The organism is Bartonella sp. W8167 (genome assembly GCF_016100335.1).
GTDB lineage: Bacteria > Pseudomonadota > Alphaproteobacteria > Rhizobiales > Rhizobiaceae > Bartonella > Bartonella apis.
Map to the genome: position 1 here is coordinate 311447 of NZ_JACFSQ010000002.1, position 20624 is coordinate 332070.

General features: G+C 44.2%; 14 protein-coding genes. 7 read left to right on the forward strand and 7 right to left on the reverse strand.

The features are described 5' to 3' along the window. Positions 1-55 precede the first annotated feature (55 nt). The 6 genes from addA to ahcY all read right to left on the reverse strand — a co-directional run bounded on the left by addA (position 56) and on the right by ahcY (position 12843). Positions 56-3538 (reverse strand): double-strand break repair helicase AddA, encoded by a 3483-nt coding sequence (gene addA, locus H3V12_RS08060; RefSeq protein WP_198214254.1) that lies wholly within the window; start codon positions 3536-3538, stop codon positions 56-58. Next, positions 3535-6621, reverse strand: a complete 3087-nt coding sequence (addB, locus tag H3V12_RS08065; RefSeq protein WP_198214255.1) for a double-strand break repair protein AddB — start codon at positions 6619-6621, stop codon at positions 3535-3537. Before addB ends, addA begins: the two co-directional genes overlap by 4 nt. After that, on the reverse strand, positions 6618-7337 hold the full coding sequence (locus H3V12_RS08070) for a nucleotidyltransferase family protein (RefSeq protein WP_198214256.1): 720 nt from the start codon (positions 7335-7337) through the stop codon (positions 6618-6620). The genes addB and H3V12_RS08070 overlap by 4 nt, the downstream gene beginning before the upstream one ends. 4 nt (positions 7338-7341) lie before the next feature. Next, positions 7342-8829: a tRNA (adenosine(37)-N6)-threonylcarbamoyltransferase complex ATPase subunit type 1 TsaE gene (tsaE, locus tag H3V12_RS08075; RefSeq protein ID WP_198214257.1), complete on the reverse strand. Its 1488-nt coding sequence runs from the start codon at positions 8827-8829 to the stop codon at positions 7342-7344. After that, on the reverse strand, positions 8826-11309 hold the full coding sequence (locus H3V12_RS08080; protein ID WP_198214258.1) for an ATP-binding protein: 2484 nt from the start codon (positions 11307-11309) through the stop codon (positions 8826-8828). Before H3V12_RS08080 ends, tsaE begins: the two co-directional genes overlap by 4 nt. Before the next feature lie 133 nt (positions 11310-11442). Further along, entirely contained in the window at positions 11443-12843 is a 1401-nt protein-coding gene (gene ahcY / locus H3V12_RS08085) for an adenosylhomocysteinase (RefSeq protein WP_198214355.1), read from the reverse strand. A gap of 311 nt (positions 12844-13154) precedes the next feature. Between ahcY and rfbA the strand changes: the two genes are divergently transcribed. Genes rfbA through H3V12_RS08120 form a run of 7 tightly spaced genes read left to right on the forward strand, consistent with a single transcriptional unit; the run spans position 13155 to position 20014 of the window. Continuing rightward, positions 13155-14036 (forward strand): glucose-1-phosphate thymidylyltransferase RfbA, encoded by an 882-nt coding sequence (gene rfbA, locus H3V12_RS08090; RefSeq protein WP_198214259.1) that lies wholly within the window; start codon positions 13155-13157, stop codon positions 14034-14036. Next, complete coding sequence (rfbC, locus tag H3V12_RS08095) at positions 14029-14601, forward strand: dTDP-4-dehydrorhamnose 3,5-epimerase (protein WP_198214260.1); 573 nt, start codon at positions 14029-14031, stop codon at positions 14599-14601. Before rfbA ends, rfbC begins: the two co-directional genes overlap by 8 nt. Beyond that, positions 14598-15632, forward strand: coding sequence for a dTDP-glucose 4,6-dehydratase (gene rfbB, locus H3V12_RS08100; RefSeq protein ID WP_198214261.1), 1035 nt, complete (start codon positions 14598-14600; stop codon positions 15630-15632). The genes rfbC and rfbB overlap by 4 nt, the downstream gene beginning before the upstream one ends. A gap of 15 nt (positions 15633-15647) precedes the next feature. After that, positions 15648-16514 carry a dTDP-4-dehydrorhamnose reductase gene (gene rfbD, locus H3V12_RS08105; protein ID WP_198214262.1) on the forward strand — a complete coding sequence of 289 codons (867 nt, stop codon included), beginning with the start codon at positions 15648-15650 and terminating at the stop codon, positions 16512-16514. Between the two features lie 50 nt (positions 16515-16564). Then, positions 16565-17500: an FkbM family methyltransferase gene (locus tag H3V12_RS08110; protein WP_198214263.1), complete on the forward strand. Its 936-nt coding sequence runs from the start codon at positions 16565-16567 to the stop codon at positions 17498-17500. Positions 17501-17502: 2 nt separating this feature from the next. Next, positions 17503-18828 (forward strand): hypothetical protein, encoded by a 1326-nt coding sequence (locus H3V12_RS08115; protein WP_198214264.1) that lies wholly within the window; start codon positions 17503-17505, stop codon positions 18826-18828. A 16-nt stretch (positions 18829-18844) separates the two neighbouring features. After that, complete coding sequence (locus tag H3V12_RS08120) at positions 18845-20014, forward strand: hypothetical protein (protein ID WP_198214265.1); 1170 nt, start codon at positions 18845-18847, stop codon at positions 20012-20014. Between the two features lie 18 nt (positions 20015-20032). On the opposite strand, the gene thpR is transcribed toward H3V12_RS08120, so the two are convergent. Then, entirely contained in the window at positions 20033-20575 is a 543-nt protein-coding gene (gene thpR, locus H3V12_RS08125; RefSeq protein ID WP_246787527.1) for an RNA 2',3'-cyclic phosphodiesterase, read from the reverse strand. Positions 20576-20624 lie beyond the last annotated feature (49 nt).

A 20624-nucleotide genomic window follows, 5' to 3' on the forward strand; every position in this document is an offset into this window, starting at 1 on the left:
TTGCCTAAATTTGGCGTGCCAGACCGTTTCCGTCAAGAGCAAGCTTTTTCACCCTTTATTGTTCCGGTGAATTAGTTTTTTCGTTATTGATAATGAAATCGAGTTTTTTGCCGTCGAGTTCAAAAACTTTTGGTCCGTCACTATAGATCAACAATGTTCTAACGGTCTTATCCGGATGAATGCTCATCAATAGCGTCCGGTAAAGTGCCATTTGCAGCATGTAGCTGTCAGGAATTTGCTGCTCGCGTTTGGGAGCGCGACCGGTTTTGAAATCTCCCAGAACAATCGTGTCATCACCATCATTGAGACGGTCTATTTGTCCCGAAACCACATATTTTTTCCCCTTTATTGTGACAGTACCCATCAAAGTCACTTCGGCACGCGCTTCTTTGGTAAACAAGGGGCGCAGTGTTTCATCATCCATAACCTTGAAGGTCTGGGTGAAAGCATCCGCTCTTTGTTCCTCGCTCCATTCCGGTGCGGCTTTTTCAAGATAGGCACGGGCAAGCCTTTGCCGGTCTTCCTCCCGAACTTGCGGCAAATATTGCAAAAGCCGGTGAATGAGTGTCCCCCGTTCGATAGCAAATGACGAATTTGCCGGTTTTTCTCCCAGAACCGGAGAAATGGTGACGATATTTTTTGTTGCCGGTGCGTTCTCGTCAATATCGAGTGAAGCACCTGAAGGGGTAAGGGGCTTAGGTAAATCTGTTTCCGGCTCCATACGTTTATGGAAATAGGAAGGAAGCGGAAAAGCCGGAACGATTGCTTCATCTTCCGCAGTTTTTGTTTCAACACTTGCGCGGTTGTCATCCACGCAATAACGCCATGCCTTGATGTCGGGTGAAGGGCCGGAAATTTCTTCAGAAACCGGCTTCAATGCCTCGCCGACAAGTTCACTCCACGTGCCACCAACAACATTCTTTCCTCGATAACCACAAACAATGAGGCGATCTTCTGCCCGTGTCATTCCAACGTAAAGTAGCCGCCTATATTCTTCCTCTGCTTTTAATTTTAACGTATTGATATAATTGTCACCGAATGATGTTTTGAACTCCTTGGCAGGCTGCCACAAAAAGCTCTTCTTGCCATGATTATCAATTTCGATGAATTTCGGCTCATGTTGCGCATTCCAGATACGCGAACCGGAATCGACCAGAAAGACAATCGCACTTTCCAGCCCCTTTGCCGCATGAACAGTCATAATACGGACTTCTTCACGATTCTGGTCGAGTTCACGTTTGATTTCCGGATCGGAAAGCTTGATTGTTTCCAGAAACGCCTGCAAACCGGGCAAACCGGTTTTCTGGATGGATAAGGTATAATCCATGAACGCATCAAGGACATCGCTTGCTTCCGACCCCAATCGGGCGAGGATTTTTGCTCGTCCCTGATCCTCGCTCAATATATGACTATAAAATTCATAGACAGGGGTTTTATCGGCAAGGTTTCTATATTTTTTGAGTAAAGCCAGAACAGTTGCAAATTCCGGTTTCTCTTCACTATGGGCTTCAAGGCTATTAAACAGGCTTCCTTCACGGTTTATAGCAATCTTATAAAGATCATCTTCATCAAGTCCGAAAAGCGGGCTTTTCAAAACAGATGCAAGAGAAAGGTCATCCTGCGGTTGCAGGACAAATCGTGCAAGCGCCGTTAAATCACGCACGGCGATATGGCTTGCAAGACGCAAGCGATCGGCACCGGCAACCGGAACATTGCGGTTTTTCAACGCGCGCGCCAAAGCCGGAACAAACTGGTCACGTTTTCTCACCAGCACCATAATATCACTGGCTTTAACTTCTCTTCCCTGACCAGAAAGCATTTCATGATGATGAAGCCAGTGGCTGATTGTGGTTGCTATCTCTTCGGCAAGGCGAACAGCCGGTGCATGAAGCTGGTCGACAGGTTTGCGCCAGTCTTCCGGCTCTTCTACATCTGTTGGCGCAATATTGTCCCAGATCACCACTTCACCGGGGTCGTTGCGGCGAACCGGCTCATGCACGGTTTTGATATTTTCGGCTGAAAGACCTTTATAATTTTCCGGCTTTTCAAATACCCGATCAACACTTTTTAAAACATCAGCTGTCGAACGGAAGGAATAATTCAAACGTATGTGGCCGAACGACTTACCGACGGCTTCGGCTTTTTTTTCGATAATGCGGCCATTCGTTGCAAAATCTTCCGGTACTGCCCCTTGGAAGGAATAGATCGACTGTTTTTCATCACCAACGGCAAAAACAGTGCGGTTGACCTCTCTTTGTCCTTCCCCGACAAAAAATTCCTGTGCGAGAAGCTGGATTATCTGCCACTGGGAAGGGCTAGTATCCTGTGCTTCGTCAACCAGAATATGGTCAATGCCCCTATCCAGTTTATATTGCACCCATTGGCCCGCACCATCGCGTTTTAACAGATTAAGCGCCCGCTCGATCAAATCATCAAAATCAAGCAAACCTTCTGCCTTCTTCAAACTTTCATAACGCGCCAAAAGCCGGTAACAGAGCTTGAAGGCAGCCAAATTGAGCGGTACCAGCCGTACACGTCGCAACTTGTCGAGATAGAGAACGAGCTTTTCCTGACGCTTTAACAAATCGTCTGCAAGCCAAGGCAAAGTTGCAAGAAGTTTTTTTGATGCCAGATTGCTTATTTTGCGCGGATTTCCACTGGAAAAATAGGCAAGTTCGATAAATTTTATGCTCTCGACATTATCCGCCTTTTCTACAAGCTCCAATTTTTCAACGAAATTTTGGCTGTAAGAGTGGCCGAGACTTTTGAATGCCTCAATAGTCTCTTCAGAATGAAGTGCTGTTTTACGGATTTCATCAGTGAGATTTTCTTCCGTATCATCCGGAGATATTTGTAATGCATTTTCCAGAATATGCTTGCCATCCGGGCCACTCACACGAGCAAGAAACGGCGTTAAAGCCTGACGTTTTGCAATGACCTCGGATAACAGAGTGTCAAGTCCGCTTTCGCCCACGGTTTTTAAAACCAGCATCAAAGCGTTATGAAGAGAACTATTTTTTTGCAAATAAGCTTTCTCGAGCAGGTCACGACGCGCATTTTTTAAAAACTCGTCACGCTTGAGATCGTCCATCATCTCGAAATGGCCGGCAATATTGGCTTCCAAAGGAAATTGATGAAGAAGACCTTCACAAAAAGCATGGATCGTCTGGATTTTTAACCCGCCCGGTGTTTCAAGAGCACGGGCAAAAAGTCTACGCGCTTCGTCAAGCCTTTTTGTATCGGGCTTTTTGCCCTCAAGGCCAATTAACACCTCCGTCAATTTGTCATCGTCAAGCTCTGTCCAACCCGAAAGAGTCTGGAAAATGCGCGTTTGCATGACAGCAGCGGCTGCTTTGGTATAAGTGAGGCACAAAATCCGCGCCGGTTCGGTGCCATTCAATAAAAGTCTGATAACCCGAAACGTCAAAACATGGGTTTTACCGGAGCCGGCATTGGCAGACACCCACGCACTGCTTTGCGGATTTGAAGCGGCCGTCTGATTTTTAATGGCATCCTCAGGAATTTCGCGTTTGGTCATTCGTCACCTGTCGTATCAGAACCGGCTGACCATTCAAGAACCCGCGCCAAATGGTCATAATCGCCTTCATAAGTGGTCAAAGGCGGCATTGCTCGCGACAAATAGCCATGGGCAGGATTTTTATAATATTCAACAAGTTCGCCCAATCTCGTCCATGCTTCTTCGGAAAGTTCAATTGCAGTTTTTTTGGCAGTGAGAGAAATGCCCTCTTCTTTTACTTCTCCGTGGGCATTCAAACGGATATAGGCAAGTTCTGTCGGTTTGATATTTTTAAGCGGAACAAAAGCATTGCGCGACAAAAGAGCTGCTTCCAACGCCAATTGCGGTGCCATGAGTGTTGCAGCCTGCTTCACCGAAGGAGTCGAGCCGGTTTTGAAATCAAGAATCTCGGCGAAATGTCCATTCATCACATCAATTCGGTCGGCACGCCCTGAAAGGGTTGCTCCTTCCGGCACAATATGAACCGGACGGGCTGAAATTTCGACACATCTTTCACGTGGGGAAAGTCCTTTTTCCCACTCGATAATTGATGGCGCAAGAATTTCAAAACGCGGCCACCATATAGCTTCAACATCAAGTGGAAGCTGCATCCGGTCAAATTCGGCACGCGCAATTTCAAGAAATTTTTGCAATGCATCCGGTTTTTCCGGATCAATTTTCAGCAGTGAAAAGCCCGCAACAATTGCATGATAAAGCGTGCCACGCTCGGCAACTGATGGATCGTGGATAAGGTCATCAAGCGGCTTCAGGCGCAAAACCTTTTTGGCATAAATTGCATAAGGGTCGCGGCGTAATGTTTCGATTTCGGTAACAGAAAAATGCTTTGGACGTTGTTTCAATGGCGGTGTGGGGCATGGGCGCGCAATAAAGTCGACATTTTCACGACGATCAAGTTCACGCGCCCAGCGGACAAAAACTCTACCATGAGCGCGCATGTCGGCACTCGCTTTGGCGCCCACAACTGTTTCCAGCCTTTGCAACCAGCGCGACGGCACAGAAGGAGCATTATCAACTCTCAACGCCCTGCTCATAATCACTTTATCCATGCCCATAGCCATCTGGAAATCATGGGCAGCCAAACCGATCCGTCGTTCCGGAGGGTCAAGTGTCAATGTCATCTTCATCGGCCGCGACATGAACGGGTCATTGCGTGCTGTTGCAGGCCACGACCCTTCATTCAAGCCACCGATGACCATTGTATCAACTGTTTGCAAACGTGATTCCAGAGCACCCCAGATAAAAAGACGGGGATGACCACCGGCAGAGGGGCTCACCGAGCGTGCGGCCATCAAAGCTTCAAGAATAGCCGGCCATTCGGAAATATCGAACGTAAGGCCGGATTGATCGGCAACAAGATCACGCAACAAAGATATAATGGCTTTTCCCGCTTCTCCTGCATAAAGCGCGTGAAACGAGCCCTGCTCGTTTGCCCCAAAATTTTCCAGAACTTCAGTCGTGGCACGGGCTACCTCGTTCACTGACCGTGGTTCGCTTTTTGCCATCAAGGTCACCAATGGCTGAACAGCGCTTACAAGTGAAGAAGCAAGTTTTCTTGCTTCCTCGATCATATCGGTATCAATATCGCTCGTTTCGTTTTCATCTGTTGTGAGAGCAAGAAGCCGCTCTTCAACAAACTGTTCACACGTTGCAATATTGATTCGTCCGGTTCCTCCCCTTAATGCAAAGAGCTCGAAACGTTCGGCAATTTTTCGTAAAGCTCCGCGTTCATATCCAAGCGATGTCAATGGGTGTTTCAAGAGAGACAGAAAAGCCACCGGATCGCCGGGTTGAAACAGGCTTTGCAAAATGAGCCGCAACAAAGTTGCCGGTAACACTTCGCTTAAAGGAACACCGCCGGAATCATTGGCCTCAATGCCGAAACGTTTGAGTTCGGCAACAACACGGCGGGCAAGATTTCTATCCCCTGTCACAAGTGCGGCCGTTTTCTTTTTGTCTTCAATCGCTTGTCTTAACGCAACTGCGATAGCCAAAGCCTCTTCACGCTCATTGGCGGCCTCGATCAAAGAGACATCGGCAAAAATTTCATCAAAACCATCACGTTTCAATTGTGACCATGTGTCGGTAGTGACAGCCGGTCGCAATGCTTCAGATAATATTGCTGCGCGTTTTTTCTTATTTTCCGAAGGCGCCCCAATCTCGTCAACGACATTTCTTGCAAGTTTCATGCGATCGAACAATTTTTTGAAGCTATATTGCGGATGGCCGAAAATGGAGGGGTCATCATGGGTTTCATCAAGCGCCACCCACTGGGCATCATCCATTGCAAGGTCGAGGCCGGGCAAGACAACCGCACCATTTTCCAATCCGCTTACCACTTTCAGCAAATCGGCAATGGCCGGAATCGAACCATTGGAACCGGCCACAATAACGGGATCACGCGGCTTGTTACGCAAAAGCCTTTCAGTTTCCGCCCGAATGGCCTGATTGCGCCATTCTGCCGGATTTATTTTTTGCCGTTCGGCAAGAATATCAGGCCAGGTTTTTGTTACAATTTCGAGAAAATCAAGTGTCACCTGCCACCATTCGGAAACCATATCAGGGGCAATATCTTCAAGTTTTGCCCAGTCGGCGGATTCTGTCTCGACCTCGTCCATTAAACGGGCGAGATCTTCGGCAAGCCAGATCGCATCGGCTGTATTTGCCGGTATGATAATATCTTCACTACCGAATAACGAGCGCACATGGGCAGGCAAATTCTCGCGCCACGGACGGATGAGACGCGCCAACAACAAGAGCCGCTCGACATCGCCAATTTTCGGATTGAGCGACAAAGCTGCCGCTCCATTATCAAGGAAGAAAGCCGTATCTTCATCAACGTCGCCTAAGGGTCGAATTGTCGGAAGGAAGCTTGAATGTGTCGTACTCATCTCCACAAAACAGGAGCGCAGTGTACGCGCGGCACGACGAGTGGGAACATAGATAAGAGTATCTGCCAAAGCTTTCTGGATATTGCCGCCTTTGCCGAAATCTTTAATCAGGCGTCCCGAAAGAAGTGCATCAACAAAAGTTGGCAAAAACGGCGCACCGCTCGAAATCGAAAAAAGCTTCGGCTTGTCTTTCACGCTATTTCCCCCCTCTGGCGCATCAGCTCCTCAACCCTGCCGATCATTGCAATTGTCCCGACAGTATACCAATTGCCATCCAAAGGAAAACCATAAAGGCGACCACGGGCAATTGCTTCGTCAAAATAGAGGTTGAGCGATTGCGGTTCGATTTTTGCAAATGCAAATATTTTCGGATTAACAATAAGTGCACCACCATAAATAACCGCTTCCGGTGCATTTGCAGGTGCGCGAACAAGTTTTTGACCTTCACCAATCAGGAAATCGCCTTTTTCCGGTCCGGCTGCCTGCGTGCGTTTGACCGTCATAAGCAGCATATCCATTCTATCGGGGTCAAAACAATTTGCCATTGCTCCAAGCGTTGGCGTGCCATGATCGACCCAGAAAGTATCGGCATTAAGAACAAAAAACGGATTTTCCCCCAAAAGCGGCAAAGCTTTCACGACGCCTCCGGCAGAATCGAGAAGTTTTGCACGCTCATCCGAAATGGTTACATGAGGTTTTTTACGGCTTACGACATGGCTTTCAATCAAATCTGCAAGATGATGAACATTGACCACCGCTTCCTCGACACCGGCTTTTTCAAGGGCGTCAAGAGCACGATCCAAAAGACTTCGACCGGCAATTTTTACCAGTGGTTTCGGTGTTTTGAAAGTCAATGGCCGCATGCGGGTGCCAAGCCCCGCAGCAAGCACCATAGCATGTGTTATTTTCATTTTTTCACTCTTCAACCAGTTTCGAGGCAATATAGAATTGACGCAATGATGAAAGAGCCGGATGTTCAAGGTTGCGCTTCAAATAATCGCGGCAGTGCGGCAAGTGTTTCAAATAAGCGGGCTTGCCATCACGCTTGTCAAGACGAACAAAAATACCGAGAATTTTGGAAACGCGTTGCGCACCTGCAATAGCATAGACCAGTTTGAACTCTTCTTCATCAAAGATACGCGCCCCCTTTTTGCGTTCATCGCAATAAGCCTTGATGATATGCTCCTCAAGCGGGCGGTTAATAGCAACACGTGCATCCTGGGCGAGTGATACAACATCATAGGCTGTCGGGCCAATTTGCCCGTCCTGAAAATCAATGAGGCCTATTTTTTTCAAACCCTGTTCATTCTCCCGCCAGATAATATTGGGCGAATGATAATCGCGCATAACAAAACTTCGTTCTGCCTGTTCAAAAATTTTAAAAAACGGCTCCCATTGCCGATAGAATTCTTCCTTTAGGGACTTACTCACCTCTGTTCCGTTAGAGTAAGGGAAATACCAGTCAAGAAGAAGAGAAACTTCAGCCTGCAAGACCCCCCGATCATAAGCCGGTATATCAAGTGTCAGATCATCGAATTTTTGATGTTCGGGCCACTCTTTCTGGTGAAATGAAGAAAGCAATTTTCCCGATTCGATATAGCGGTTTTCAATCGGCTTCCTCTCTTCATCAAGCACGCCGTCCCGCCCAAGATCGTCGGTAATGAGCAAACCGTTTTTTAAATCTTGCGCTAAAATTTCTGGCGCTACAAAACCATTTTTTAATATCAGCCGATCAATGCCGACAAATTGGCTAACCGATGTCGCAAGATGGGCAATTTTCCCGTAAGACTGGCCACTTTGTTCGGGCATTTCCATTGCCGGCGCATTCATCAAAATCTCATGACCATCCTTGCCATAAATAATCTCGTAGGAACGCGCCGAAGCATCACCGGTAAAATAGCGGCGTTTGAAATTGCCACGGTGATTGGATTTTAAAAACTCTCTTATTTCAAGTGAACGTTTAAGCCGGTCGGCAGCACGGCCTTCCGCTTCAAGCGTTATTTTTCGACCATTTCCCTGATGCTCAAGAAAAATGGCAAAATCTGCCTTTCCCAATTCTCCTTCCGCTTTTTCCGGCCATTCGACAAGAACAACTCCGGCCTCTCGCGCTTCTTCAAAGCCAAGTTCGTCAATTTCTTCCGGTTCGTTAATGCGATAAAGATCGGCATGGGTGAGGCTAAATTTTGGCAAGTCATAAACTTGAACAAGTGTGAAGGTTGGACTCGGAACATCCATCCCGTCATCATCCGCTAATGTGCGAACAATAGAACGGGAAAGCGATGTTTTTCCGGTTCCAAGGTCCCCTTCAAGCGTAACGAGATTACCCTTTTCAAGAGCTAGCGCAAAATCCTCGCCAAAGCGTTCGGTTGCTTTTTCATCTTCAAGAAATAAACTGAAAATCATTCTGTTTCCTCTGATTGAAGCAACGTTGCGGGCGAAGGGCGTTCAGCTGGAAAGCGGCAAAAAACGGTTGTTCCTTTTGCATTCCCCGTTTCTATTGTGACGCTGCCGCCATGAAGCTCGACAAAGCTTTTGACGATCGAAAGACCAAGCCCTGCTCCGGCACGTGAACCATGATGGGCGTGGGATGAAAACCGCTTGAAAACAGTATCCAGAATTTCTTCCGGAATTCCCGCTCCGTCATCATGGACAGAAAAGACAATGTCATTTCCGTCCTTTTTTGCAGAAAAGGTAATGACACTATTGTCGGGAGCAAAATTGGCGGCATTGCTCAATACATTGACAAAAATCTGTCGTAGCCTTGCCTGATCTGCCGGAATCGTCGTGAGGCCGTCTTCAATTTTTTCTTCAATTTTTACCGGACGGGTACCGAGGCGTTCTGTCGTGCGTTCTGTTGCAAAAGCCATTGAAGCGGCAATATCGACATCTTTAATATCAAGTTCCATAATGCCCGCATCAAGTTTGGCAAGGTCAAGAATATCATTGACGATATCAAGAAGTGCACCCGATTCAGAGGCGATGTGCTTGAGATATTCCTGCTGGCGGGAATTGAGAGTGCCGAAAAGTCCGCTCTGCAAAATATCCGAAAAGCCGATAATATTGGTAAGAGGTGTGCGCAATTCGTAAGACACATGGCGAACAAATTCGCTGCGCAATGCGTCGGCACTGCGCAATGCATCGTTCTTTTCTTGCAATGCACGGGTGATATTGACTGTATCCGTTACATTGACAAAGGTCATCATGGTCTGTGCATTTGGCAGAGGCACCAAGGCATAATCAAGAATAACACCATTTGTTAAATCCATACGCCCCGAAATGGCATCCCGATTTTCGCTAAACCCGGTTATAAATGCACCGAATGTATCCCACGCGTTGCTCGTTGTTTTTTTTGCGCATTCCGCCTGAAGTTTTGAAATATGCGTTCCTTCAACTGTGAGCTCGGTGGGTAAAGACCATAATTTGGCTAGCGCCGGATTGGTAAGACGTACACGCCCGTCCGGACCAAACAAGGCAACACCTTCTGAGAGATGATCCAGCGTTTCACCTTGCATTTCAATGAGGCTGTTATAACGCCGTTCGAGATCGATTTTTTCAGTGAGATTTTCAAAAAGCCATGTCACGCCACCCTGCGGGTGCGGGCTTGCAAGTACCCTAAGCGTGCGACCATCCGGCAAATTCCAGATTTGCTGGCTCGGTTCCCCCGAACGATAGGCAGAAAAAAGTTCTTCCTTCCACCCCCTCCAGTCCGGCTTTTCAGCAATGATGCCTTCTTCCCGCAAACGATCAAGAAGCAGAGTATGACTGGGTTCACTCTCAAGAAAAACCGTATCCAACGGCCAGAGCGTAGCGAAAGCCTGATTGGCAAATTTCAGTTTTTGATCGGGACCAAAAATGGCTACTGCTGTTGAAATCTGGTCAAGTGTTTCGGAATGTCCGCGCGCCATGCGCTTCATCTCTTCCGACATTTCTTCCATGGTGCTGATATCATGAGCAAATGTTGCAACACCGTCTTCGGAAGTCACTTGTGTGACTTCAAGGAGCCTCCGATCCCCTTCAACAATGGCATAGGCCGGTCCTTTGAAAAGCGGTTTACTTTCCAGAAGTTTCTGTCGCGTTGTTTCATTGAACAATGAAACATCCTGTGCTTTCTCGGGGTCATAACCGCTGGCTTTCCGAAACGCACGATTTGCATAAATAATTCTATTATCTTTATTGATAAGCCATACGGGCTCATCAAGTGCCTCGAGAAGAACATTGCGCATTTTAAGCATCGTCTTCGTGAAAGCTGCATCCTTCTCGATCTGTGCAAGCTGTTCCTGTCGGTCGGAAAGATCCTGAAAACGCAAAACTGCAGCAGTTCCGGCAATAAGACCGGTTGCTTCAACCAATGTTTTTTGTTTTGTCTTAAGATAAAGGGTAAACGTTTGTGCATCCTGTCGCAAATGAGTCAACGCATCGTCAAGAACGCGCAATTCATTCTCATCAAGCCATTGGCCAAACCTTAATATGTCCGGAGAATTTATGCCCGCTTTATCAAGTGCAACCATGTGACCGATTATTTCGGGGAGAGCAACCGGCGTTTTCCATATAACCGCACATTGCCCGCTATGTGTCAGCAAAAGTTCGTAATTATCAATTTTTTGCAAATGGTCGATTTGATTGTTGTTCTCTTCAATCAGCTTCTTTGACGAAAAACGATTGAAAATGCCAAGACAAACAATAAATGCCGCAACAATAACGCCACCAAAAACAACTATTTGAAGGCTTGAGCTGTCAAAGTCAGAAAGCGCGTGAAGACCGGCAGCATGACTTGAAACAGACATTGCCGCAAAACAAAATAAAACAACCAGGTCCGAGAAAATCCCCGACAACAATTTGCTTTTATATCCACCTTTTGCCTGCAAAGTTGATTTCTCGATCATATCTAGCCGAATCAAGCTTAACCATACATGTCTATGCTTTTCAGGTGAAGTATCTTCAAAAAAACAAAGGCCGGGCATTTTTACCCGACCTTTAATAATTAATACAGTTTGGTTTCTTTCAGCGATACCGGTTTTAGTAGCGATAGCGATCAGGCTTGAACGGACCTTCAACCGGTACGCCGATATAAGCAGCCTGCTCTTCCGACAGTTTCGTGAGCTTGACACCAAGACGATCAAGATGCAGACGAGCAACTTTTTCATCAAGATGTTTCGGCAGAACATAGACCTGATTTTTATAATTCTCGCCACGTGTGAACAATTCGATCTGGGCCAATGTCTGGTTGGTGAAAGACGCCGACATAACAAAAGAAGGATGCCCTGTTGCATTGCCGAGATTAAGCAGACGCCCTTCTGAAAGAAGGATAATGCGTTTTCCGTCCGGAAATGTAATCATGTCGACTTGCGGCTTGATATTTGTCCATTTCAGGTTTTTCAGCGAAGCAACCTGAATCTCGTTATCAAAATGCCCGATATTGCCGATAATGCACATATCCTTGACTGCGCGCATATGTTCAAGACGAACAATGTCACGATTTCCCGTTGCGGTAATGATAATGTCGGCGGTCGGTGCTGCATCCTCAAGTGTTACAACCTCATAACCATCCATAGCTGCCTGCAAGGCGCAAATCGGGTCAACTTCGGTAACCTTGACGCGTGCACCGGCACCAGAAAGCGACGCAGCACAACCTTTACCAACATCGCCATAGCCGCAAACAATAGCAACTTTACCAGCCATCATCACGTCGGTACCACGGCGAATACCGTCAACCAGCGATTCTTTACAGCCATAACGGTTGTCGAATTTGGATTTTGTCACGCTGTCATTGACGTTGATTGCAGGGAACGGAAGCAACCCTTGTTCCTGTAAATGATAGAGACGATGAACACCTGTTGTTGTCTCTTCTGTCACACCTTTGATGGCATCACGTTGACGGGTAAAGAAACCGGGTGTTTCTTTCATGCGTTTCTTGATTTGGGCAAAAAAGATTGCCTCTTCTTCGGATTCCGGATTTGAAAGAACATCTTCTCCATCTTCGGCGCGGGCACCGGTCAGGATGTAAGCTGTTGCATCACCGCCATCATCAAGAATCATATTTGAAGGCTTGCCATCCGGCCATTGGAAAATGGCATCAGTATAGCTCCAATATTGTTCAAGTGTTTCGCCCTTGACGGCAAAAACCGGTGTACCACCTGCGGCAATTGCTGCGGCAGCATGATCCTGCGTTGAAAAAATGTTGCATGAAGCCCAGCGCAAATCTGCACCGATCATTTTTAACGTTTCGATAAGAACGGCTGTCTGGATTGTCATGTGCAGCGAACCGGAAATGCGGGCGCCACGCAATGGTTGAGAGGAGCCGAATTCCTCGCGGCAGGCCATCAGACCCGGCATTTCAGTTTCGGCAATATCGAGTTCTCTGCGACCATAGTCGGCAAGGCCGATATCCTTGATAATATATTCTTTGGCAGCCATTATGCACTCCTTGAAGATTTTAGCTTCCGGTGATTTAACAGATGTCGCACAATGGCGCAACAGGGATATAAAGAGATCTTTATGCCAATTATGATTTTGACAGGTGACTAAAAAACAGACATAAGACGTAAAAATTGCTCTTATATCTTTGTTATACAGATGCGCATTCATGCATTTTATGATAAACTTTGTTACAATAGATATAGGAATTTAAGACTTGATTTTTTCTCGAACTCTTTGTGGATATATTTCGTGACACACCTAAATAGCATTTTGCTTGTTTTCAAAAAAACTATTCAAATGAGGCTATTGGCATGAAGGGGGTTATTCTTGCTGGAGGGAGCGGAACGAGACTATATCCGGCAACTTTGGGAATTTCAAAGCAACTTTTGCCAATTTATGATAAGCCGATGATCTATTATCCGCTTGGCGTTCTTATGCTGGCAGGAATCCGTGATATCCTTATTATTTCGACGCCGCGTGACCTCCCGTTATTCCATCAATTGCTGGGCGATGGCAGCGCTTATGGAATTAATTTTTCTTATGCCGAACAAGCCCATCCGAATGGCCTTGCCGAAGCCTTTATAATTGGCAAAGAATTCATAGGTGATGACCATGTGTCACTTGTACTTGGCGATAATATTTTTTTCGGTCACGGCCTTGCGAACCAGCTTGAAAAAGCGAAATCATTCAAAAACGGCGCAACGGTATTTGCCTATCGTGTCGATGATCCCGAGCGATATGGCGTTGTAAGTTTTGATAAGCAAACAGGTATGGCAGAATCACTTGTTGAAAAGCCGGAAAAACCACAATCCGATTGGGCTGTTACCGGACTTTATTTTTATGACAATGATGTCATTTCATTTGCACGAGATTTAAAACCTTCTGCTCGTGGAGAACTCGAGATAACCGATATTAATAGCTTGTATCTTGCTGAAAAGCGTTTACAGGTTGTCCGACTTGGACGCGGATACGCATGGCTTGATACGGGTACTCATGATAGCCTTCATGATGCGTCGTCTTATGTTAGAGCGATTGAAAAACGACAAGGCATCAAGGTAATGTGCCCCGAAGAAATCGCTTATAATGCTGGCTATCTGACAACTGATCAGGTTTTACAACGGGCCGATCAGCTAGGCAAAACCGGCTATGCAGAGTATTTAAAACGTCTTGTTACGGAGATCGGTAATGATTGAAGTCAATAAAACGCCTATTCCCGATGTTTTTATAATTCAGCCTAAAAAATTCGGAGATAATCGCGGCTTTTTTTCAGAAACTTATAATGCCAAAGATTTTTCGGCTCACGGTATCAAGGATATTTTTGTTCAAGATAATCAGTCTTATTCCGCCAAAGCCGGTACTTTAAGGGGATTGCATTACCAACTTACTCCGCATGCACAAACAAAACTCGTTCGTGTAACACGGGGACGTGTATTTGACGTTGCCGTTGATATAAGACGCGGTTCGCCAACTTTTCTCAAATGGACGAGTGTTGAACTTTCACCTGAAAAATGGAACGAATTCTATATTCCTGCGGGATTTGCACACGGTTTTCTAACGCTTGAGGACAATTGTGAATTTGTCTATAAAGTCACAGACTATTATGCTCCCGAATGTGATCGCTCTATTCGTTTTGACGATCCTGACATAGCGATCAGTTGGCCGATCAACCTTGCCCATGTCGAGCTTTCAGAAAAAGACAAAAATGCACCATTTTTAAAAGATGCCGAGCTCTTCGATTTTGCGGAGATGACAAAGTGAAAGTTCTTGTGACTGGCGGTGCAGGCTTTATCGGGTCGGCATTGTGCCGACATCTTGTTAATAAGGGATATGATGTTTTTAATATTGATAAGCTGACCTATGCAGGAAATCTTCAATCTTTAAAAACATTGGTTGGTAAACAAAACTACCATTTCTATCAATTGGATATCTGTGACAGTGATGCTGTTTTTGAAATTTTGAAAAACGAACAAATCGACGCCATTATGCATCTTGCCGCCGAAAGTCATGTAGATCGATCAATTCTCGGTCCATCAGCTTTTATCGAGACAAATATTGTAGGCACTTTCCGTTTATTGGAAGCAGCGCGCCATTATTTTGAAAAATTGGATCCTGCCCGACAAGCAAAATTTCGCTTTCACCATATTTCTACCGATGAAGTTTTCGGAGATCTGCCATTTGATACTGGTATTTTTACCGAACAAACACCGTATAACCCGTCTTCTCCTTATTCTGCCTCGAAAGCCTCATCGGATCATCTGGTGCGTGCTTGGCATCATACCTATGGGTTGCCAACTGTTATTTCCAATTGTTCAAATAATTATGGTCCATACCATTTTCCCGAGAAACTTATTCCGCTTGTTATTCTCTCCGCGCTTGATGAAAAGCCACTGCCTATTTATGGTGAGGGAAAGAATATTCGCGATTGGCTTTATGTCGAGGACCACGCACGGGCTTTGGAAACAATTGTCTGCCATGGCAAGATAGGCGAGAGCTATAATGTTGGTGGACATAATGAACGAACCAATCTTCAGGTCGTCGAATCTATCTGTGACATTCTTGATGTACTCAAGCCCCGTGCAAATGGAAAATCCTATCGGGAACTCATTACATTTGTTAAAGACCGGGCCGGACACGACAGGCGTTATGCGATTGATCCAACAAAAATCATGACAGAACTTCATTGGAAACCGCAGGAAACTTTTGATACGGGTTTGAAGAAAACAGTCCAGTGGTATCTTGATAATAAATGGTGGTGGCAGCCGTTAAAAGAACGTGCAAAAATCGCTTGAAAAGGGGGAACAACTGTGAAAATTCTGGTCACCGGCAAAAATGGTCAAGTTGCGCAATCTATGCTGCATTCAACACAAGATGGCGTTGAAATTGTTGCACTTGGTCGACCCGAACTTGATATCACTGATAAGATTTCAATTGAAAAAGCTGTCCAAGTTTATAAGCCTGACATCGTTGTCAACGCCGCTGCCTACACTGCTGTCGATAAGGCCGAAACCGAGATTCAGGAAGCATTTTCTGTCAACAGAGACGGTGCCAGAAACGTTGCTGAAATCGCGCGAGACAATGGTTTGCCGATCATTCATATTTCTACAGACTATGTCTTTAACGGACAAAATGAAAATGGTTATAAGGAAGATGATGCTCCAGGACCACTGAATGTTTATGGCCTTTCCAAGCTGGAAGGCGAGTGGGGCGTAATGGAAGCCAATCCAAACCACATCATTTTGCGCACCGCCTGGGTTTATAGCCAATTTGGAAATAATTTTGTTAAAACGATGATCCGGCTGGCGCAAACGCATGACGAAATAAACGTTGTGAGTGACCAGTGGGGAACTCCAACAAGTGCCGATTTTATCGCTAACAATATTATTACGATTGGCAAGCAAGTAACAGGTAAAATTCCACCACAAAATTGGCGTGGTATTTTTCATCTTGTTCCTGACGGAAAAACGAATTGGGCCGATTTTGCACGCAAAATATTCAACTCGACAACAACCGCCAACGAAAGAAATGTCGTTGTTCATTCTATCCCGTCCATAGCATATAAAACGGCATGCGTCAGACCGGCCAATTCTCTGCTTAACAACATCAAGACCAAAACATGTTTTTCTCTAAAATTCCAAACTTGGGATATTTATTTCAAAGAACAAATACGTTAGACTATTTTTAAAATAACATTTTTATTTTTTACAGAAGAATATAAATTATAATGAAAAAAATAGACACTTATTACGGAGAAATGGTTGCCGACCTTCCTGAACACGATTTTATTTATCAAAGTCTGTCTGAATATGGTGAGTGGGGGCTGTTAGAATGTTATTTTGCCTCTACTATTCTCGAGCCAGGATATGTAGCGGTGGATATCGGTGCCTTTATAGGCACTTTCTCACTTGGTTTATCTAGGTTCGGAGCCAGAAAAATCATTTCCGTAGAACCGAATTCCTTGGTACTTCCATCACTAAAACAAAATTTGGATAAAAATAGTCATGTTCCTTTTGCCGTGGTTGAAGCGGCCGCTGGGAAGCGGGATGATCGCCATTGGACATTATCTGTGGAACATGAAAATCTCGGCGGAACACATCTTGTCGAATCGCACGGTGCGAGTGACAAAACAGTAGAAATTATACCACTTTCCGAAATCCGAAAACAATATGGTAACTATGACTTCTTGAAGATAGATGCTGAAGGTCATGAAACCGATATCATCGAGAGTGATAAAAATTATATAAAAAAGAAAGCTAAAATCGTGTTTTTTGAGGAAAACAGCGATAGCTCTCATCAAAATACAATTGAGTTTTTGTTAGAAAGTGGGTTTTATTTATATCTATGTGCGTTTCCTGCATTCAATAAAAATAATTATAATTCTTCCAAGAAACGTTTATTTAATATAGCCTGCGAATCCAATGTTCTTGCTTCGCGCTTTCCCGTAACAATGTGTGACGAATTAAAAGCACTTGGATGTTTCATGTGGGAGTTCAAATCAACAAAAGAATTCAATCATATACGCTCTTATATCCCCAGATGGGGAAGGACAGAATGGGAGGATTTGGATAAAATCGAGTTATTAGCCTTGTTGAGTAAAGCCGTTATTCAATTAAACAATTCTAATGCCGATAGCGGTCAATTAACTGAGGTAAAAGCTTAATTATGTCGAAGACCCCTCCATATGATCAGGGAAAAAAAGCTATTGAAGATATTATCTTTAATTCGAAAACTATATCCGAAAAAGAAAATAGGTTAGATTTCCATCTTCATTCAAAAAATAAACTGCTTGATTGTGAAATACTTAAGAATATATTTGAAGAATCAATCATCAATTATGATAAATTAATTATTTCATTCAGCCACGACAATTATCTTGAAAATAATGGTGGCATTCAAAAATGTATAAAAACCGAAGAAGAAGCTGTTCATCTTGAAGGAATAAGTTATCTTCACATTTTCCCCAAGATAGCACGAACCTGGTTAGTCAATGACAACCTGGCAGCCGAATTACCTTTAGGAATAAATCTTAACGGTAAAAACATAGGCACTACAATCGCAGATAATCTGATACGCGCTTTAAAGACTTTGCCTGTAAACGAAGCAGATAGCATTATACATTCACCATTAGGACTAAATCTACGCTCAATCATTGACATTGGAACTTCATTACAATGCCAAGTGAAGTGGTATTTTTGGATACATGATTACACAACCTTATGCCCGAATTTTAATCTGTTACGGAACAACGTGATTTTTTGCGGTGCACCTGTTTCTAATTCTAAACAATGCGAAAATTGTAATGCAGGATATGATCGCATTAACCAAGCTAAAGAATTCAAAGATTTTTTTGATGAAATCAAACCTGTTGTTATTTCGCCTTCAGATTTTACTAAACAATTTTGGTTGGATAAATCAAAATTACCATATCATTCTATCCGTGTTATTCCGCACTATACGTTGGGTGAAGAACATAAATGCCGGATTGACAAAACCAATCAAAATTTAAAAATCGCTTTTGTGGGCACACCTGTATATCACAAAGGTTGGAACGATTTTATCGACCTTATTTCCGCCTTCAACGAAAAACCTTCCCCCTTTTCATTTTATGTTTTCGCTAGCTATGCTCCACGTTCGAAGCAATATAACTTCGTAAAAGTTGTTACAAACGCTGAAGAAACTGCCCAGATGCGTGATCAACTCATAAAACATGATATTGACATCGCATTCATTGGTTCGCTTTGGCCGGAAACTTTTTGTTTAACCACTTATGAAGCAATCGCTGCTGACACATTTGTCGTAACAAATTATTTGTCGGGAAACGCTGCTAAAGTCGTCAGAGAACAGTCCCACGGTTATGTCTATCGCGGTATACCCGATCTCGTAGAATATTTAAAAGATTCTGAAAACTACCGAACAATTATAGACCGTCGTTTAAACAAAAAATACCGTTCGCTTATTTTAAGTAAGATGACATACACAAACACTTAAAATTGGATTAGTCATTATGAATTTGATATTTACAAGCTGCACATTCGGTTACCTGGCAAAAGCACGTGTATTAGCGCAATCCTTTAAAAAGTATAATTCAGATTATGAATTTGCTCTAGTTATGATAGATAAAGAGCCTGACGGTTTTATTTTTAATCTTGCGGAAGAGCCATTTGATACTGTCTATTATATTGAAGACATGGGACTTGAGAATTACGAATCATGGATGTTCGGTCATGATGTTGTTGAACTTTGTACTGCTGTAAAAGGACCTTTTCTAAAAAAGTTCACAGACATGGGGTACGATAAAATTGTCTATCTGGACCCCGATATTGCCGTTTATAACAGCTTGTCGCCTATTATAGATTTGTTGGATTCGCATTCTATTATTGTCACGCCTCACCAGGTAACGCCTGAAGATGAGGAAATTGCTATTATTGATAACGAAATCGCTGCACTCAATTACGGCGTATTCAATTTAGGGTTTCTTGCGATTCGCAATGATGTAAACGGTAAGCGACTTGCTAATTGGTGGAATGACAGATTGCTCGAATATTGTCATGACGATCTTCCCAGAGGACTATTTGTAGATCAGAAATGGTTTGATTTAGTTCCAGCAATGTTCGACGGCGTTTATATTTTACGTGATCCGGGATATAATGTTGCCAGCTGGAATTTGAGTCATAGAAAAATTTCAATTACCAATAAATGCATTTACGTGAACGATATTTTCCCATTACGTTTTTATCACTATACAAAACTTGGACCGGTTGGTCGCACAATGACAAAACGTTACGCAAAAGACAATCACGAAGTCTTCGAGCTCTGGGACAAGTATGAACATATGGTAGAAGAAAATACGCCATTAAATCTTCCTAGCAAATGGTGGTACTACGGTATGTATCGGGATGGAACACCAATTGAAAAAGCGGAGCGTGTACGATACCGTAGTATCCCGGATTTAGAGAAAGTTTTTCCTCATCCATTTTCTCAAAAAGACGCTATCCGGAATGAAAGTGGATTCGGCAAAGAGAACGGCCATGTTGTAATCAAAAATAATTCAGTTGCGAGTATATTAAAACATAAAAAACGAAAAACTATTGGCATTTTTATTGAAAAGAATACCCGCTCTCTACGACGTTTTTTTGAAAAAAACACACGTAGCATCAGAAGGCTGTTCAAATAAAAGGACCCGATTTTCCGTTTATTGTCTTGAAAAATCCCAATGGTCTTCAATAACATATGGCCCGCCGCCAATTGACTCGTGCGATGACATCAACACAAAGCGATTGACCGGAAAATACCCCGTTTCAAAATGTCCATGAGAAGAAAGATAGTGCAATAAATCGTCAAGCTTCACCTGTTTCAGGCGAGCAACTGTCACATGAGGAATATATTTTCCTTTATCCGATTTGAGGCCAAGTCTCTTGGCAAGACGATCAATGTCGCTTTGTAAAAGCAATAATTCCTCACATGGTTCTACGCTTGCATAAATCGAATGCGGCGTTTTCGAACCGAAGACATCAATTCCTTTCAGTCGCAGATTGAAAGGCTTTCTTTCAATGTGATCAAGTGCGTGAACGAGTTCATCAGCAATTTCATTGCTCATGTCACCGAAAAAACGCAGGGTGATATGATAATCCTCCACTTCGATGAAACGTGCACCAGGTAAACCGCCTCGCAACAGTGACAAGGACAATGCGGCATCATGCGGGACTTCCAATGCGGCAAAAAGTCGGGGCATCATTATTCCTTACGCGTTGTGGGTGACGATGAAATGAACGCCGGAAGGTGAT

Excerpts from the sequence above, each read along its gene's own strand:
- H3V12_RS08115 (WP_198214264.1), top strand. The coding sequence starts at position 17,503 with ATGTCGAAGACCCCTCCATATGATCAGGGAAAAAAAGCTATTGAAGAT.
- H3V12_RS08080 (WP_198214258.1), bottom strand. The coding sequence starts at position 11,309 with ATGATCGAGAAATCAACTTTGCAGGCAAAAGGTGGATATAAAAGCAAA.
- thpR (WP_246787527.1), bottom strand. The coding sequence starts at position 20,575 with ATGATGCCCCGACTTTTTGCCGCATTGGAAGTCCCGCATGATGCCGCA.
- tsaE (WP_198214257.1), bottom strand. The coding sequence starts at position 8,829 with ATGATTTTCAGTTTATTTCTTGAAGATGAAAAAGCAACCGAACGCTTT.
- H3V12_RS08070 (WP_198214256.1), bottom strand. The coding sequence starts at position 7,337 with ATGAAAATAACACATGCTATGGTGCTTGCTGCGGGGCTTGGCACCCGC.
- H3V12_RS08120 (WP_198214265.1), top strand. The coding sequence starts at position 18,845 with ATGAATTTGATATTTACAAGCTGCACATTCGGTTACCTGGCAAAAGCA.
- rfbA (WP_198214259.1), top strand. The coding sequence starts at position 13,155 with ATGAAGGGGGTTATTCTTGCTGGAGGGAGCGGAACGAGACTATATCCG.
- H3V12_RS08110 (WP_198214263.1), top strand. The coding sequence starts at position 16,565 with ATGAAAAAAATAGACACTTATTACGGAGAAATGGTTGCCGACCTTCCT.
- addA (WP_198214254.1), bottom strand. The coding sequence starts at position 3,538 with ATGACCAAACGCGAAATTCCTGAGGATGCCATTAAAAATCAGACGGCC.
- rfbC (WP_198214260.1), top strand. The coding sequence starts at position 14,029 with ATGATTGAAGTCAATAAAACGCCTATTCCCGATGTTTTTATAATTCAG.